At 42.4% G+C, this 16,663-nt stretch carries 13 protein-coding genes; 9 read left to right on the top strand and 4 right to left on the bottom strand.

Going from position 1 to position 16,663, the window contains the following annotated elements:
* The first annotated feature begins 205 nt into the window (after nt 1-205).
* Together mnmG and CDC37_RS13045 are read left to right on the top strand one after the other, a co-directional pair.
* Complete coding sequence (gene mnmG, locus CDC37_RS13040; protein WP_096622386.1) at nt 206-2,149, top strand: tRNA uridine-5-carboxymethylaminomethyl(34) synthesis enzyme MnmG; 1,944 nt, start codon at nt 206-208, stop codon at nt 2,147-2,149.
* 303 nt (nt 2,150-2,452) lie between these two features.
* Nucleotides 2,453-3,757: a hypothetical protein gene (locus CDC37_RS13045; RefSeq protein ID WP_157780740.1), complete on the top strand. Its 1,305-nt coding sequence runs from the start codon at nt 2,453-2,455 to the stop codon at nt 3,755-3,757.
* A gap of 59 nt (nt 3,758-3,816) precedes the next feature.
* Here CDC37_RS13045 and CDC37_RS13050 read toward each other — a convergent pair whose 3' ends face one another.
* Nucleotides 3,817-4,668, bottom strand: a complete 852-nt coding sequence (locus tag CDC37_RS13050; protein WP_096622388.1) for a M48 family metallopeptidase — start codon at nt 4,666-4,668, stop codon at nt 3,817-3,819.
* 571 nt (nt 4,669-5,239) lie between these two features.
* Here CDC37_RS13050 and CDC37_RS13055 point away from each other — a divergent pair.
* The 4 genes from CDC37_RS13055 to CDC37_RS13070 all read left to right on the top strand — a co-directional run bounded on the left by CDC37_RS13055 (nt 5,240) and on the right by CDC37_RS13070 (nt 9,893).
* Complete coding sequence (locus tag CDC37_RS13055; protein ID WP_096622390.1) at nt 5,240-5,770, top strand: DUF4330 domain-containing protein; 531 nt, start codon at nt 5,240-5,242, stop codon at nt 5,768-5,770.
* A 493-nt stretch (nt 5,771-6,263) separates the two neighbouring features.
* Nucleotides 6,264-6,689: a RusA family crossover junction endodeoxyribonuclease gene (locus tag CDC37_RS13060; RefSeq protein ID WP_096622391.1), complete on the top strand. Its 426-nt coding sequence runs from the start codon at nt 6,264-6,266 to the stop codon at nt 6,687-6,689.
* 637 nt (nt 6,690-7,326) lie between these two features.
* Nucleotides 7,327-7,680 carry a hypothetical protein gene (locus CDC37_RS13065; protein ID WP_096622393.1) on the top strand — a complete coding sequence of 118 codons (354 nt, stop codon included), beginning with the start codon at nt 7,327-7,329 and terminating at the stop codon, nt 7,678-7,680.
* Between the two features lie 785 nt (nt 7,681-8,465).
* The gene (locus CDC37_RS13070; RefSeq protein WP_096622394.1) at nt 8,466-9,893 is read left to right on the top strand and encodes a RecQ family ATP-dependent DNA helicase; all 1,428 of its coding nucleotides are present in this window, start codon (nt 8,466-8,468) and stop codon (nt 9,891-9,893) included.
* Nucleotides 9,894-10,101: 208 nt separating this feature from the next.
* Here the strand turns inward: CDC37_RS13070 and CDC37_RS13075 are convergent, their stop codons facing one another.
* Together CDC37_RS13075 and CDC37_RS13080 are read right to left on the bottom strand one after the other, a co-directional pair.
* Nucleotides 10,102-11,493 carry a DUF3370 domain-containing protein gene (locus CDC37_RS13075; RefSeq protein ID WP_096622396.1) on the bottom strand — a complete coding sequence of 464 codons (1,392 nt, stop codon included), beginning with the start codon at nt 11,491-11,493 and terminating at the stop codon, nt 10,102-10,104.
* 23 nt (nt 11,494-11,516) lie between these two features.
* Nucleotides 11,517-12,095, bottom strand: coding sequence for a pyroglutamyl-peptidase I family protein (locus CDC37_RS13080; protein ID WP_096622397.1), 579 nt, complete (start codon nt 12,093-12,095; stop codon nt 11,517-11,519).
* Between the two features lie 62 nt (nt 12,096-12,157).
* Here CDC37_RS13080 and hisH point away from each other — a divergent pair, with 62 nt between their 5' ends.
* From hisH to CDC37_RS13095, 3 genes are all read left to right on the top strand, one after another.
* Nucleotides 12,158-12,793 carry an imidazole glycerol phosphate synthase subunit HisH gene (hisH, locus tag CDC37_RS13085; RefSeq protein WP_096622399.1) on the top strand — a complete coding sequence of 212 codons (636 nt, stop codon included), beginning with the start codon at nt 12,158-12,160 and terminating at the stop codon, nt 12,791-12,793.
* A 782-nt stretch (nt 12,794-13,575) separates the two neighbouring features.
* Nucleotides 13,576-14,121 carry a 16S rRNA (guanine(966)-N(2))-methyltransferase RsmD gene (rsmD, locus tag CDC37_RS13090; RefSeq protein WP_096622400.1) on the top strand — a complete coding sequence of 182 codons (546 nt, stop codon included), beginning with the start codon at nt 13,576-13,578 and terminating at the stop codon, nt 14,119-14,121.
* A gap of 173 nt (nt 14,122-14,294) precedes the next feature.
* The gene (locus CDC37_RS13095) at nt 14,295-15,116 is read left to right on the top strand and encodes an Rpn family recombination-promoting nuclease/putative transposase (RefSeq protein WP_096622402.1); all 822 of its coding nucleotides are present in this window, start codon (nt 14,295-14,297) and stop codon (nt 15,114-15,116) included.
* Here CDC37_RS13095 and CDC37_RS13100 read toward each other — a convergent pair.
* Nucleotides 15,113-16,555, bottom strand: a complete 1,443-nt coding sequence (locus CDC37_RS13100) for a dolichyl-phosphate-mannose--protein mannosyltransferase (protein ID WP_096622403.1) — start codon at nt 16,553-16,555, stop codon at nt 15,113-15,115. The genes CDC37_RS13095 and CDC37_RS13100 overlap by 4 nt on opposite strands.
* Nucleotides 16,556-16,663 lie beyond the last annotated feature (108 nt).

Here is a 16,663-nt window from a genome sequence, read left to right on the forward strand (position 1 = left end):
ACCCGGTGGGTCATCTCCAAACTAGGCAAAATACAAGAATTCCCGCAAGCACCAGAATAGGCTAAAATTAACAATGGCTAAGAATAATCACCAAATGTCCTATGTTTATTGAAACAAGGAATTAAATCCAACATCCATTCCCCTCCTGCATCCCGTCTCCCTGTATATTCCCAAATCCAAAATCTAAAATCCCAAATCACCGGCCATGCACAAATCAGTTGAATTCCAAGACGAATTTGATGTTATTGTAGTTGGTGCAGGTCACTCCGGTTGTGAGGCAGCGCTGGCAACTTCTCGCCTCGGATGCCGGACGCTGCTACTGACGTTAAATCTCGATAAAATCGCTTGGCAACCCTGTAATCCCGCAGTGGGTGGTCCAGCTAAATCCCAACTCACCCATGAAGTCGATGCTTTAGGTGGGGAAATTGGCAAGATGGCTGACCGAACCTACCTGCAAAAGCGTATTTTAAATTCGTCACGAGGTCCTGCGGTTTGGGCTTTGCGCGCTCAAACTGATAAGCGAGAATACGCGGCGGTAATGAAAAATATTGTCGAGAACCAAGCCAATTTGTCGATTCGTGAGGCAATGGTGACAGACTTGGTTTTGGGCAAGAATGAGGAAATTATCGGTGTTGAAACCTATTTTGGTGTCGCTTTTGCATGCAAAGCAGTTATTCTCACCACCGGAACATTCCTGGGTGGACGCATCTGGGTGGGGAATAAATCAATGGAAGCTGGACGAGCTGGGGAATTTGCAGCTGTTGGCTTGACAGATACCCTGAATCGGTTGGGATTTGAAACTGGTCGGTTGAAAACTGGTACACCAGCACGGGTTGATAAACGTTCCGTTGATTATACGAAAATGGAACTGCAACCCGGTGATGAGGAGGTGCGCTGGTTTAGTTTTGACCCGCAAGTGTGGGTGGAACGGGAACAAATTCCCTGTCATATGACTAGAACCACCGCCGAAACCCACCGATTAATTAGGGAAAATTTGCATTTATCTCCCGTATATGGCGGTTGGGTTGATGCTAAAGGACCCCGCTATTGTCCCAGTATTGAAGATAAAATCGTCCGTTTTGCCGATAAGGACAGCCACCAAATTTTTATTGAACCAGAGGGACGGGATATTCCCGAACTCTATATTCAAGGTTTTTCCACGGGTTTACCGGAGAATTTGCAATTGCAAATGTTGCGCAGTCTACCCGGTTTAGAAAATTGTATTATGCTGCGTCCAGCCTATGCGGTGGAATACGACTATTTGCCTGCAACCCAATGTTATCCTACCTTGATGACGAAAAAGGTGGAAGGGTTATTTTGTGCTGGACAAATTAATGGGACAACGGGTTACGAAGAAGCAGCAGCGCAAGGTTTGGTTGCGGGGATTAACGCTGCGAGATTTGTCCGCTCTCAGGAGTTGATTATCTTCCCCCGTGAACAAAGTTATATCGGTACGCTAATTGATGATTTGTGTACCAAAGACCTCCGTGAACCCTACCGGATGTTAACTAGTCGCTCGGAGTATCGGTTATTACTACGGTCGGATAATGCGGATCAGCGGCTAACTCCCCTGGGTCGGGAAATCGGTTTAATTGATGACCGTCGTTGGCAATTGTACACCCGCAAACAAGCCCAGATTACCGCCGAAAAGGAACGTTTACACACCACCAGAGTCAAAGAACACGACCCAGTGGGTCAAGCGATCGCCCAAGCAACTCAACAAGCGATAAAAGGATCGATTACTCTGGCAGATTTATTACGTCGTCCCGGTTTCCACTACCAGGATCTACTGAACTATGGTCTAGGAAACCCTGAATTGACAAGGGATGAGACCGAAGGTGCGGAAATCGAAATCAAATATTCCGGCTATCTCGCTCGTCAACAAAATCAAATCGAGCAAATCGCCCGTCAAGGAAATCGTCCCCTGCCATCGGACTTAGATTATGCATCAATTGATACATTGTCAAAGGAGGCACGGGAAAAACTCGCGAAGGTCAAACCCCTAACAATTGGTCAAGCAGCCCGAATTGGTGGGGTTAACCCTGCGGATGTGAATGCGTTATTAATTTACTTAGAAATTCGTAAAAACCAGTCTAGTCCTGGCGTGGAGGCAACTGATGCAACAAATCTTCATGAAGTGCGCTTATAGTAGTAGGGTATACCATTAAAAAGAGGGTATGATGGAAAACATATTAGTGGTGCCTCTGTCAGTATTCTCCGAAGAAAAATAAAAAAAATCTGCTTCAGGTGTTTATTCAAATTAAAAATTTGGGAATGATAAATATCAAGATGATTTAAATTCCTAAATTACCCAGTTTGAATTTAATTCCAGTTGTTCATATATCCGTGTGATTACGCGGATGATTCATGAAAAACTTCAACTTTTGCAGTTTTGGCGGAGAGGGTGGGTAATCCAAACCGCTCGATTAAGCCATTATTAAACACAATTGCTATGTCTACTCAAGCTAGTACCAACACTTTTATTCCCGAACCAGCTGATGATTTCATCACCAATGAACCCTGGTCGATTGAAAAATACGCAGATGGTTTAATGGATGAGTTATTTGCGGATTTAGATCGAGCTGTCGATGGGGTGAAACAGCAACCAATCCGGACAATTGAACCGGAATATGTGCGGGTATCAACGGTGAAACTTCCCACAAACATCGGCAATGAGAGCGAATTGCGTCCGGTACGGGCTACCCAAATACCCAATCAACCCCAAAAAGTTGGTTCATCGACCCCAACAACTCGCAAAACCGTAGTTAAAAGTCGTCGGAAATCCCGTAATTGGTTGGGACAGGTTATTACTTGGGGGGCAATGGTGGGCATAGCAGTTGCCGGTGTAATATTAGTGCAAAATAGCGAATTAATCAACCGTTTGACCTTCAAGCGATCGCTGCAATTCTCCATTCAACCGGATGTACCCCAGAATCAAGTTGAAACCCTGACCCAAGCGGATTTACGCGCTAACTTGGCTAACTATATGTTAGGTGCAATGGCAGTCATTGAGCGCGAACAGGCAAAAGTCCAGCAACAACCAACAACAATTAACCAAAATCTTCCGACTGCTCCCCAACAAACAGTCGCAATGGCAAACCCCACAGGTAGCCAATTACCCCCACCAATGGCAGCCAATAATACAGCTCCCGCAGTTCCCCGTTCCACCACCCTAGTTGAACGTATCTACATCCCCGTTTACCAAGCTCCCCTCCCCATGCGCTATGCACCTCCAGCCATTCCGGGGACAAATGTAGCGACTACCCTACCACCCATACCAACAAACGCCAAAGCATCACAACCAGCAACGCAAACAGCTGCAAATCCACCAGCTAAACAAGTCAAAAATCAAACAGTTCCTCCCCAACCAATGAATGTGTTAGCGGCTGTACGTCCCAACATCAAACCGATTAAAATTCAAAACCAGCCGATAACCCTGAGTCAACCCCAACCGCCAAAAGTAGCGCGTGTTACACCTAGTCAACCGCAAACCCCTAAAGTAACAGCACCAGCCAAAGCAACAACACCCACAGAAGTTGCAGTCGCTCCTGCTAGTGCCAACATTATTTTAGAAGGACTACTAGAACTAGGGGAAAAATCAGCCGCATTGTTTAAAATTGGCGATGTCACCCGACGGATTGAAGTGGGTGAAACAATTAGTTCCAGTGGATGGACACTGGTGGAAGTTGCGAACGGTGAAGCCATAATCCGTCGCAACGGGGAAGTTCGTTCCATTTATGCAGGTCAGAGATTTTAACCGAAAAAACCATTTGTAGAGACGCGATATATCGCGTCTCTTTTTGGTAATCCCATTGATTACAGATTACTGATGCGAGCGCGGTATTGGGAAGTATTTAAACCATCTTGTCCAATGGTTGGTTCCGAATTAATCAAACGTTGCAAAGCCGCAATGCGATCGCGCATCGGAGGATGGGTACTAAGGAAAGCGGGTATGGAGGGACTTCTGCGTTGTAAAGTTTGCATAAACGAAATCATCGCCGATTGCGCATATCCAGCTTTCGAGAGCATTCGTAGTCCTCGTCGATCTGCATCAAATTCATCTTGACGACTCCGGGGAAGGTTCAGAGCAAGTTCAACCCCCAAAGAAACTGCTGTATTCCGGTCAATACCCGCAGCACTCGCAACTCCACTTGCGATCGCTCGTTGACGCAATTGACCGATTAAATGTCGTCCGGTGATATGACCAATTTCATGACCCAGGACACTGGCTAATTCCGCTTCATTTTCCACACTTTTAATCAATCCGCTATGGAGATAAACAAAGCCCCCTGTGGTGGCAAAGGCATTAATGGTATTATTATCAACAACCTGGAAAGTAAACGGATAATCTGGACGCTCCGACTGGGAAACTAAACGCTGACCAATTTGCCGGACATATTCGTTAATGTTCGGGTCACGTACAAAACGCATATTTTGGCGAATTTGATCGTTCATTTGTCTACCCAATTCAATCTCTTGACGGGGTGATATATTGGATAGCTGGTACACCTGCACGCCACGAATAATACTGGGTAGCCAACGATTTATATTTGCTTGAGCAGGTACAACATTAGCCAAACCAATAGAAACAGCGACAACCACGGAAATAACAGGGTATAACCAGCGTCGTCGCACTTGATGATGAAAATTAAACAACTTCCCAAACATATTCATATATTCATCCGGTAGTTATTAAAGATTTTGCCAGAACGTACAATAAGTACAATCAACAGATAAAACAGGTAGATTTTTTATGCGATCGCTGCGATACCAATTTGAACCATCAATTGCGACAGATGTCCAGATGAAAAGCTGAAGTAAGTAGGCGTAAAAAAATCAATGTACATCCGAAGCGAATGAAACCTAGTGAAACCTACGGATAGACTTCGCCAACACAAAGGTTTGACGCTTGTTTACATTCTTTTACATGATTGGGTTTATTTTTGCCGACTTAACTTACATAGCAAATATTGTACAATCCATAATCTAAAATCCCAAATCCCATAACCATCCATAACACAGACGACTTAATCGATATATTAGTTGCAATACCTCAGTCAAATTATCGTCTTGTCCCATAGCATCAATCCCCTCAAAGGTCTATCCTGGGGATTGACAGAGTTAATTTTTCTCCATACCGATCTATCTAGCCTTGACGAAAAACACTCTTTGCTGTTAAACATACCTATCGTTTGTTCTGCACATAATCAAAATATATTTAATCTGGGAAAACAGTATTATGGCTCTGTTAGATTCTAAAGGTCGCCTATTTGGCAAATTTAATCTGCTCGATGTCGGTGCAGTACTAATTATTCTCCTAGTCATTGTTGGTATTTTTATCATTCCCGGACCAACGGGTTCCGTTGCGCAAGTCAACAGCAAAAAAGTACCCATCGAAGTAGACCTGGTAGTTCGTGGTCTTAACGTCCGCAATGTTGAGCAACTAGAAAAACAAGGATTTAAAGCAGAGGGAAAAACCAGGGTGATTATCCGTAATCAACCCTATGGCGAAATCGGCATCAAATCAGTGCAAATCCTCCCCCGCACCATTGTTATCCCCCTACCCAATGGAACCGCAAAGGAAGTACCTGACCCCCGTTCTAATAACTTTAGCACCGATATGTTATTAACCCTCCAAGGTCAAGCGGATTTAACAGATACAGGACCAGTTCTTGGCAATAGCAAAGTCAAAATCGGTATGCCTTTTGAATTAGAAGGCTTCAACTATAATTTCAATGCCAGTGTAATTGATATTCGATTACTCGAATAAGCAAATCTACTTAGCAACTTCATCACAAATATCAAAGCAATTCACCATTGTCTGTATTTATCAGTCAGTGGTTATTTTATTGTTATAAACAATACAAATTTGCGTATTTGAAGCATAAATGTAACAAATGGGTGTGCAAAGATATTCTTGTATAAGATTTGGCAAATCCCAAATCTAAAATCGTATAAGTTTACTCTCGAATAAGGGTATTCAGATGCTTTTATTTTCCCCAAAAATCTTAAAATTTATAGTATAATTCCATTTTTTGTAGTTGCAATTCCCAATTTTTATATGTTAGGTTAATGATGTAATCAAATATTTAAATGTAAAATAATAGACCTTTTTTCGGGGTGGAAGCTGTGTCGAAAACTTGTATTTGTTAAGCAAATTACAAGTAATAAATAAGTGAATATTCTCTGTGAATATATCATCCGTATATTCAAGGTATGACGACTGTTGCAGCAAATTTTCTACCTCATCAAGGAAATTATTAATGTTACCATTTGAATTTGTCGTCATTGGTAAGCCTGTTTCCCATCAAACAAAAGAACGTAAACGTATACAAGCTTGGAAAGAAAAAGTTCGGCAAATAGCTGAAGCAAACTGGTCTTCAGAAACACCAATCGGTAATTTTATTCAAGTAGTAATTACCCATTACTATGATGCACCCTATGGAGATGAATCTTCCGTCCCCGACAGTGATAACATTGTTAAACCAATCCGTGATGCTCTTAATGGTCTAATTTATGTAGATGATTATCAAATTACAGATTTTGTCAGTCGCAGACGCAATTTAAACGGTTCTTTTCGTGTCCGGGGAATTTCTCCAACCCTAGCACAAGGTTTTTCCCAAGGAGAGGAATTTATTCATATTCGCATTGAAGCAGCTCCTGACCCAGTAAATTTAAATTACCAGTAAATTTAATTAAATTTACTGGTACACAAAACCGAGACAATAATAATTATAATTTGTAATTTCTTTACCTCATTCCCTCGCTAAAAAATAGGGAATAGGGAGCAGGGAGTAAGTGCTGATGCAATACTGCGTAAACACGTAGCGTGTCCGAAGGATTTGGAACATTGACGAAGCCTTCTCGAAGAGTAGCATAAGTCCTTCAGACAGACTTCGCCAACACCATGATTTCAGCATTTCCGAATGTCAAATTAATTTTGCACTACTACTTAGAAGGGAAATTAATCCGTTACTCAAAGCTTACAACTTACTCGTGAGAAATCTAGGTACTCCCTCTTATAATAAATAGAGATTTCTCTGGGTTCACCTTCAAAAGTTAATCATTTTTATAGGGTTTTCGTATACTTTAGGACAGTGGATTTACGGAGATAGATTGTACAATCAGGAATATCTCAAAAAAATACCGTATTATCACGTAGTTAAATATCTATTGAGTTCGCGTTTGAGCTACGTTCAACAAGTTCTGGTTTTTGCATCTACAATTAGATATGTAGCAAAGTAAAATTCGTCATCCCAATTTCCATCTCAAGCAGGGTATAATCTCCTGATTCGGCTAGATTTGTTTTTGCCGTTTTGAGACAAAATGGGTATCAACAACTCCCTATTTTCCAATTCCTATAGTCATGCCATGAGTTACCGAGAACATCCAAATCGGCTAGAAGATAAACGTGTTCGCAAACTCGCTCAAGAGTATACACAAAAAGGCTACGTTGTCAGTATCTACCCTTCTGCAGATTGTCTACCTCCAACCTTGGCTAATTATTCCTTAGATTTAATTGCCACTAATGGTACAAAAGTGATTGCAACTAGTGTCAGAACTAGGGAAAATCTCAGTTTGAATGGTAATAAAGACCTATTGCGGATTAGTGAGTCCGTTGAAAAAATTCCCGGATGGGAGTTTGAATTGGTGGTGACGAATTCACGTAAACGTTCTTAATTAAACTTTCTCCTATATTCTTCGGGAATTTCCTAGTTTCGAGGAATTACGTAACTGGCGAATTTACCCAGAAATTGGGTCTAAAGCTCGCCCTTCAAGGGCGACTTTTGTGATACGGTTACGGAGTGCGAGATTAACGTCATAATGTTAGTACAACACGGCGTAAATAAAGCTACTATATGGAAATGTCTGAAAAGTCTATAAAATAAAATAGGCTTTGTGATTTTTTGACTAATAGTACGGGTTGGCGGAAATATCCAGACCATTTGTCCGGTGACTATGCTCTGCGTAGTCACCCAGTGAATGAAGCCTCACACCCTTGGACTCCCATGCGGAGCATGGGAGCTAGGGCAATGCTAGGCGTATTTCCGCCAACCTGTGCTAGCGTTATTTATTATACATTTATAATATACTTGCTGATAATACTGAGTGACATATTACACTTTTGCGTTAAAGTTAGATAGACGTTAAAAAAAGTGTGCAAGGAAGTCATTAGGGTGTATCTATTTTGGATTTTGGATTTAGTGCTTTGTCCCATTAATTTTGATGGGTGAGGAAAGGTTCGTAGTAGCGCTTTAACGCCCTTATCTTAAGAATTTTTCGAGACCAAAGCCACAGATATAGCAGTCCTAAATGATACGTGAGAATAGAACAAGGCTAGGATGCTTGTAGACTGAGTATTTTTCTTTGAGTGTTTTCTCACGAATGGTTCTGGATGGCTATAGTACAGCAAAGCGGAAATAAAAAAACTGCTATTTAGGTTTTATTTTCATTGGGTGCATTGCATGGCGGTAAACCAGGATATCATTCTTCGAGAATTCCGCAGGATATGGGGATATGATGATTTTCGTCCCCCCCAGGGTGAAATTGTTCAGACCTTATTGACGGGTCGGGATGCGTTGATTATTATGCCTACCGGTGGGGGAAAATCGATTTGCTTCCAGTTACCAGCTTTGTTGCAAACGGGGTTAACCTTGGTGATATCACCCTTGGTAGCATTGATGGAAAACCAGGTGCGGGAGTTGCGGGAGAAACAATTACCTGCGGCTTTGTTGCATAGCGAGTTATTAGTCGGACAACGGCGACAGGTGTTTACGGCGATTGAGCAACAAAAGTTACGCTTACTGTATCTTTCTCCAGAGACTTTACTGAGTCCACGACTCTGGGAACTTTTGTGTAAACCAGAACTGAAAATTAACGCAATTATACTGGACGAGGCCCATTGCTTAGTGCAATGGGGGGACACGTTTCGTCCAGCGTACCGGAGGTTAGGAGCGGTGCGTCGTTCCTTGATGGCAGCAAAACCAAAGGGAACAAAAATCAGTTTTGCGGCTTTTACTGCAACCGCCGACCCTCTAGCCCAAACTGTAATTACTGAATGTTTGGAATTGCAACAACCGCAGGTTTTCCGTCTCAATCCCTATCGTTCTAATTTAAACCCGTCGGTGCGGATTTGTTGGTCGTCTAGACAAAGGTATCATAATTTACTGTACTTTATTCAAAAAAAACAGAAACAGCCCGGACTAGTTTATACACGTACTCGTCGAGATAGTGAAGAGTTGGCAAGTCGGTTATCTAGTCAAGGTTTGGTGACAGTTGCGTACCATGCGGGTTTAGGTGGGGAAGTACGACGACGAATTGAAGGAGATTGGATTGAAGGGAAGATACCGTTTGTGGTGTCTACGAATGCTTTTGGTATGGGTATAAATAAAAGTGATGTGCGGTGGGTGGTACATTATCAGGTACCGTTGCTGTTATCTGAGTATGTGCAGGAAATTGGTCGAGGGGGTCGGGATGGTGAAAGTGCGGATGTCTTGGCTTTGGTGAGTGAACCGACGGGGTGGTTGGATCGGGAGGATAAACGAAGAGCAGAATTTTTTATCAATAGTATGGGGGAAACCCAAAAGCAAGCATTACAGTTGCGTCGCAAATTACCGCAGGTGGGGGATATTGAGGAGGTGAGTAAACGGTATCCCCAAGCAGCGATCGCTCTAGCAATTTTACATGCTCAAGGTTATTTGTATTGGCAAGACCCGTTTAAATATACAATTAGGGATAACTTAGCGAAAAAACCCCAATCACCGACAGATATTGGGAACGCGATGCATAGGTATTTGTATGGTCGGGGTTGTCGTTGGGGATATTTGTTAACGGCTTTCGGATTTTCCCAGGGTTCAGATTTTCGCTGTGGACATTGCGATCGCTGTCGTTAGGAGATGCATCTGTACGGGTGTAGAGACGTAAAATTTTCAATTCATATTTGCATCCAACAACGTCATATATTTATTTTTGACGTTGGTGAATCCAGGTATGAATTTAAATGTAGAGACGCGATATATCGCGTCTCTACAAGGGTTTTAAATGTTTTATTCAATTTGCAGATTTAATGCTGACCGTTGACTGTCAACAGTCAACAGTCCCTTAATTTCCCGGAAACGGTGCAATATTCTCCGGTTGTAATGTTTGCACTGTTAATACTTGCGGTGGAGTTGCGTCGGGAGGGTAGAGAAAGTCCACTTCCACTAATCGATTTTCCTGGGGTTTTAGATTTAGTTGGGCTAAAGCTTCACCGGGTTGGCCACGTCTTTGGACTAAATGGATGTATCTCGCTGCGGGTCTACCAGCATCGTCTCGATAACGTACTAGGACGGTTCCCCGGAAGAAGGTGGGTCGAGCAAGTTCGGCAAAAAATCTCAATCCTTGTTTACTGAGGGTATCCTCTTTAATGGGGGTTTGGAGGGCAATATTTACGGTTTGATTGCTACTGGTATTGTTGTAGAGGGGAATGCGGATGCGATATTGAATCCCGTAGTTTCCGTGGGCAAAGTAGGCTGTGTCAGGATAACGAACTAACATCGGCGCACTTTGGGATTGGTTGGTTCCTAGCATCCCTCCCGGAAGGGTGCTAATGCCGTAGGAAACAGCTTGTCCTGGTTCGGGTATGGTTAAAAAATTACTTCTGGGTGTATCCGTGATTCTGGCACGCCAAGAGGAACCCTGAGCCACACCAGCAACCCGTCCATAAATCCGAGAAGTTTGTTGTTCTGGGGGAGTAGGAGCTTTATCGCGGGGACCCGCAAGGTTGCCATTTTCTAGTAAATTTTGCCACTCTTCTAGGGTCGGTGGTCGTTCGCTACCATCCCCATTAGTGGGTGCAAACATGGCTAAACTGGCAACATGGACAACACCAGTACTACGTAAACGTGCGTAGGTAGAGCGTCCGTTCAGGGGAGGAGTTAATTCTCGCACCGGGATAGGTGCGTTCAGTAACATTTGGCTACCACCGGGGGGGATGGTAATTTCGGCTGGAAAGGTATCCTGGCGACGACCCCGGAGAATATCACTCATGGCACGACTACCGGGACCTGCGTAGACATTACCGAGCATGTTGATGGCAAAGGAGGGTAAATCAATAAAAGGTGCGTCCGGTTGGCTAAGGTAGCTCGCAGCTTGGAGAATATTCACCCGTACCGGGGTCGAACCGGGATTGTGGAGGAGGATACCGTGGTAGAGGGTGCGCAGGTCTTCCGGAGTCGGTGCTTGGGCTACATGGTGGGAAAACACATCAAAGCGATCGCGGAAGGCAAAGTTGAGATGGGCTTGGGGATGTTTTTTCCCTTGGGGGGGTAAGGTGGACAGAAGAATCCCTTCGGTGAGAACTTTTTCCGGACTGTTGCTGTTAAAGACCGGAACCCGATCGAGTCCTCCCGGTAAGGGTCTCACTTGATGGGGTTGGACTACTTCCGCAGGGGGAGGTGGTGGGGGGGTCTGTGGTGTTTGGGCTAGGGTAAAACTAAGTAAGATTGGCAACATACACGGATATATTTTTTTGAAATTTAGTGACGCGACATGGGGGCTAAAAGTGCCAACTGATGAATCATTAACAGAAAATCATCAATTATGCTACCCCGATTCTCCTCGGTTAAAATCGGAACGTGGACAAAAAGACATTGGGTTTTACATTTTTTTTGTTTGAGATAATCAAGAATCGAGTAATAAAATCCCTCACAAACAAATTTGCCACAGTCATGACTGAGGGATATTTTTGGTATCACGGCTACCAATTTTGCTAAATCAATTTGCGTATAGAGAGTTTGGAGATGGTAATTTTCTTCCTCAACTAATTCCGACTGGGAATTTAGCATACTCCAATTTGTGGCATTTTCCTCTAAACTTAAATTGTGGCGACTTGCAGCCATCCCACAAGCAACGACAAAATCCGGTTGAGTCCGATTAATTTCGGCAATCACTTGGGAAGAAGCAAGGGAAATATCAACGGGAAGTCGGCGCAAAAAAATCAAGGAATAGGGAAAATTTGCCCTTTGGCAAACAGCCTCTAATAAATCATCTGAAGAATTTGATTCTTGATGGCTCAACCAAGTGTCAAAAGAAGTTAAGAGAAATCTTTTCGTCATAAAAAATATTATTTACAATAAGAGATAGCCGACATAATCAAAATCATATCGGGAGCAAAACGATGGCGGTGATTGCAGTTGTTGATTACGACATGGGAAATTTACACTCGGTCTGTAAAGCATTAGAAAAAGCAGGAGCAACTCCTCAAATTACCGATTCTCCAAAATTGATTGAACAAGCAGATGCGGTTATCTTACCAGGAGTAGGAGCCTTTGACCCAGCCGTGCAACACCTACGCAAACGGGGATTAGAACAACCAATCAAAAATGCGATCGCGTCTGGTAAACCCTTTTTGGGTATCTGTCTCGGATTACAAATTCTATTTGAATCCTCCGAGGAAGGAATCGAAAAAGGATTAGGAATAGTTAAAGGAAAAGTTAAAAGATTTCGTCCGGAACCAGATATTACAATTCCCCACATGGGTTGGAATCAACTACAACTGCAACAACCCCAATCAATTTTATGGGAACACCTCCCCCCTAATCCCTGGGTTTATTTTGTCCACTCCTATTATGTAGACCCAACCGACCCCGATATTCGCGCTGCTTGCGTTAGTCACGGGAATCAAACAGTAACTGCGGCGATCGCTCGTGATAATCTCATGGCTGTCCAATTCCACCCCGAAAAATCCTCCAATATCGGTTTGCAAATTCTCTCGAATTTTGTCTCCCAAGTCTATCAAAAAGTCGCTGCTTGAGGGGGTCGAGACAGGAGACAGAATACAGGAATCAAAACACAGAATATGCTCGTGGGGATATAGAATCTTGGGAAATAGGAATATACGTAAGTGGCTTTTTGTCATTACGTTACTTGAAAGTTCATCCCCAGGATTTAAATGTTTCGGAATGTAAAAATAGAAAAATAGTAAGTAGGGAATAGGGAGTAGGGAGTAGGAATGAACTATTTTGAGGTCTATGATGTCTAAACTTGAGGTAAGACCAGCTTCAAAAAAGCAGCTTTGCTGTAGAAAAAACGTTTTTCCCTCGGTTACCGAAAAATAGGGTTTAAAGCCTCCCCCTTCTAGGGGGACTTTAATGCTAAAATTTAGTTGGCTTCAGGTTGAAAATCCGCCAGAACGTGCCCGACAAATATGGCTGAAACAGTGCCACACGACAGCCTGGGAAATAGAAAAGACCACGAGCAACGATAACTCGTTAAACAGTGCATTAAGTCTTCAACAAGGCTGAATGATTTAGAAAAACAATTTCGGAGTAATCTGCGTACCGTGGGGCACACGGGAACGTACCCTGAAATGGGTAAACGCTTGGAGATTAGTCCACTCAAAGGGCGTCTAGATATTAAGTGATATTCTAGTAGGCTCGGACTAGACATAATCGTGTAAGACCTCAGTAGGGGGGAACCTGAAAGGCAGTGATTAGCTCAAGAATCTCCGCACTTCTAGGGCGGAGAGTGTCAAGATGTAATTTATATTATGACAGCTACCGAATTTATGATCTCAAATCCAAAATCCAAAATTCGATGTCTCTGAGAATCCACGGTAATCGAGCGCTAAAAACACTACCAGGAAATCAAACTCGACCCACAGGTGCGAGGGTACGTGCTGCTGTCTTTAATATTTGGCAAGGATACATCGAGGGTGCATCATGGTTAGATATTTGCGCTGGAGCAGGAGCAATGGGTGCAGAAGCTCTCTGTCGAGATGCGAAACAAGTAATTGGAATTGAACAATCCAGTCGAGCTTGTGCAATTATTCAAGAAAACTGGCAAAAAGTCGCCCGTCCCCATCAAGAGTTTCAAATTATACGCGGCGACGTAGTGCAAATATTACCGCAACTAGGGGGACAGCAATTTGAGCGAATTTACTTTGACCCACCCTACAAAAGTAATTTATATCCAATAGTTTTAAATGCGATCGCCACATACAAATTACTTGCACCCGACGGAGAAATTGCCGTAGAACACCCTGGAAAAGGTTGGGAAGCACCAGCGATCGCGGGTTGGGAAATTTGTCGTCAGAAGACCTACGGTAGCACTGGTTTGACCTTTTATCGGTATCAGACATAAGTCAGATTAATTATACAGGGATGTTTTTTCATCATTTTTGGAGCGAATTATCAACCAAAAGGGGAAGTGCAAAATACTGTAAGATTAGTTTTTGACCAGAGTAAAAAACCGCGATTAAAAAAGCGTCAAACCTCTGGGTTATTCCTACCACAACCCAATATTCAAAAAACTGCGTGAAAACCGACAGCCTATTCTACCGAATATTTCAAGAATTTCCGGATATTTTCTTTGAACTAATTGGAAATTCCCCCGAAACTGCCACAAATTACCAATTTTCCTCAGTCGAAGTTAAACAAACAGCCTTGCGTATCGATGGTGTTTTTCTTCCAACAACCCCAGAACAAGCCATTTACTTCGTCGAAGTTCAATTTCAAGCAGACACAGAAATCTACTCACGACTATTTACCGAAATTCATTTATACCTAAGGCAAAATAAGCCAGAGAATGATTGGTTAGCCGTGGTGATTTACCCATCTCGCAGCATCGACACCGCATCAACCATTCATTACCGCGAATCCTTTACCTCTGGTAGAGTCACCCCTATTTATTTAGAGGAACTAGGAGAAAATTCATCCTCACCCATCGGTATTGCTACAATTAAATTAGTCATAGAAGATGAAGATACAGCAATCAATTCAGCAAGGGAGCTAATTAACAGAACTAACCAGGAAATCGATTCAATACAAAAACAGCAGCAATTATTGCAAATTATTGAAACTATTTTAGTTTATAAATTTCCCCGCATGGACATTGAGGAGATACAGCAAATGTTTGGATTGAGCGAATTAAAACAAACACGAGTATATCAACAAGCCTTTGCAGAAGGAAGAGAAGAAGGAAGAGAAGAAGGAAGGGAAGAAGGAGAACGTAGAGGAAAGTTAAAAACAGTACCCCTATTTTTAGCATTGGGTTTAACAATCGAGCAAATTGCTCAGGAGTTAGATTTGACCGTTGAGGAAGTAGCACAAGCAGCGCAACAACAGTCTTCCAGTTAAATCCAAGAACTAAACCACATGCGTAGGGAGTATTGGGAAGTGGTTAGGGGTAAACCCAGATAAATCGGTAGCCAAAAGATAAATCCACCGATTACAGTCCAGATAATAGCAGTACCAATGATTTGTAAGGGAGTATTTTTCGTTTGTAGACACCAATCCACAAACCAAGCTAACCCTAAAAAAGCAAACACAACTCCAGTCATATAGTGATAAATAAAGACGCAGCGACTGACTTTTACCCAGGGTGCAAGATGGATAAAATAGTTAATTACTATATATAAACCAATCCAGGTACGACTATGGAAGTTACTGGGAATTGTCAATTTTGGCTGACGTAGCCATTTATATAGTTGTTGTCCTAGCAAAGCAGCAATTAATAAAACCGCAGCTAAACCGAACCACCATAAAAACGGATTACCCATCGCATGAACGTCATAGACAATTCGATGGGTTCCCGGTGGTAAGGGTGGACCATAAACCGGTAAAGGGTCATTGACACTCATAGCAGTTTTATATAAATATGCCATTGGTCGAATCATTAGTGGCCATGTGTACCAAGCAGCACAATAGGGATGTATTTTAGTCTCATTACCACCAAGTCGCTCGTGGAAGCTAAAAATTTGCTGGTGAACTTGGATAAAGTCGTAGCGAGTATCCAGTTGGAGATGGGGAATCCAAATTAAACTATAGGTAATTATAGGAATAATAATCAGATAAAAAATAACGTGAAATATATTTAATTCAATTAGGTTTTGCAGAGGATTGGGTTTTTCATTATTTATCTGCAAAAATGGCTGAGATTTTCCTAACCAATTAACTAACCAAGCTAATCCACCTAGCAGATATATTCCCAGTAAATACCATAATCCATTCCATTTACTGGCAATCGCAGCACCAAAACAAATTCCAGAAATCAGTAACCAAAATTGACGGTAAAAAAGACGGTGATTTAATGCTAGTAAAAAACAAAAATGAGCTAATAATCCAAATATAACTATATATTGATTTATCAGTGCATAGCGAGCTTCGACGAGAAAAATTCCATCAACAGCAGCAAAACCACCAGCGATGATTGCCAAACTGCGTCGATGACTAAGTTGATAGGCAATACCCGCTAAAAGTACGGGAATAAAAGACCCCAACAAAGCATTTAGCCAACGATAACTCATCGGCGATCGCAGTGACCCTGTTAAGCCGTTAAGATCATCTTGCCACCAAGGTACATGACTACCCAACCATATCCCCCCAGCAATAATTAATTTACCCAAGGGGGGATGACCGTCAAAAAATGGTACATGCGTAAGATAATTATTACCAAACTTTGCGTAATAAACTTCATCAAATACCAGCGTATTAAACCGAGCTAATCCCCAAAATCGGCAAGCAAGAGCAAATAGAAAAATTCCTAATAGCGCGAATTTAAACCAACTTTTAGTCATTATCTATACATTTAATCTGGATGGATAAATCGCCATCAAATCAACAGTAATTAGATCCGATGGGACATCATTTCCCATCTTACTGTTCGTGGTTCATATGCGGGGATT

This window comes from Calothrix sp. NIES-3974 (assembly GCF_002368395.1).
GTDB lineage: Bacteria > Cyanobacteriota > Cyanobacteriia > Cyanobacteriales > Nostocaceae > NIES-3974.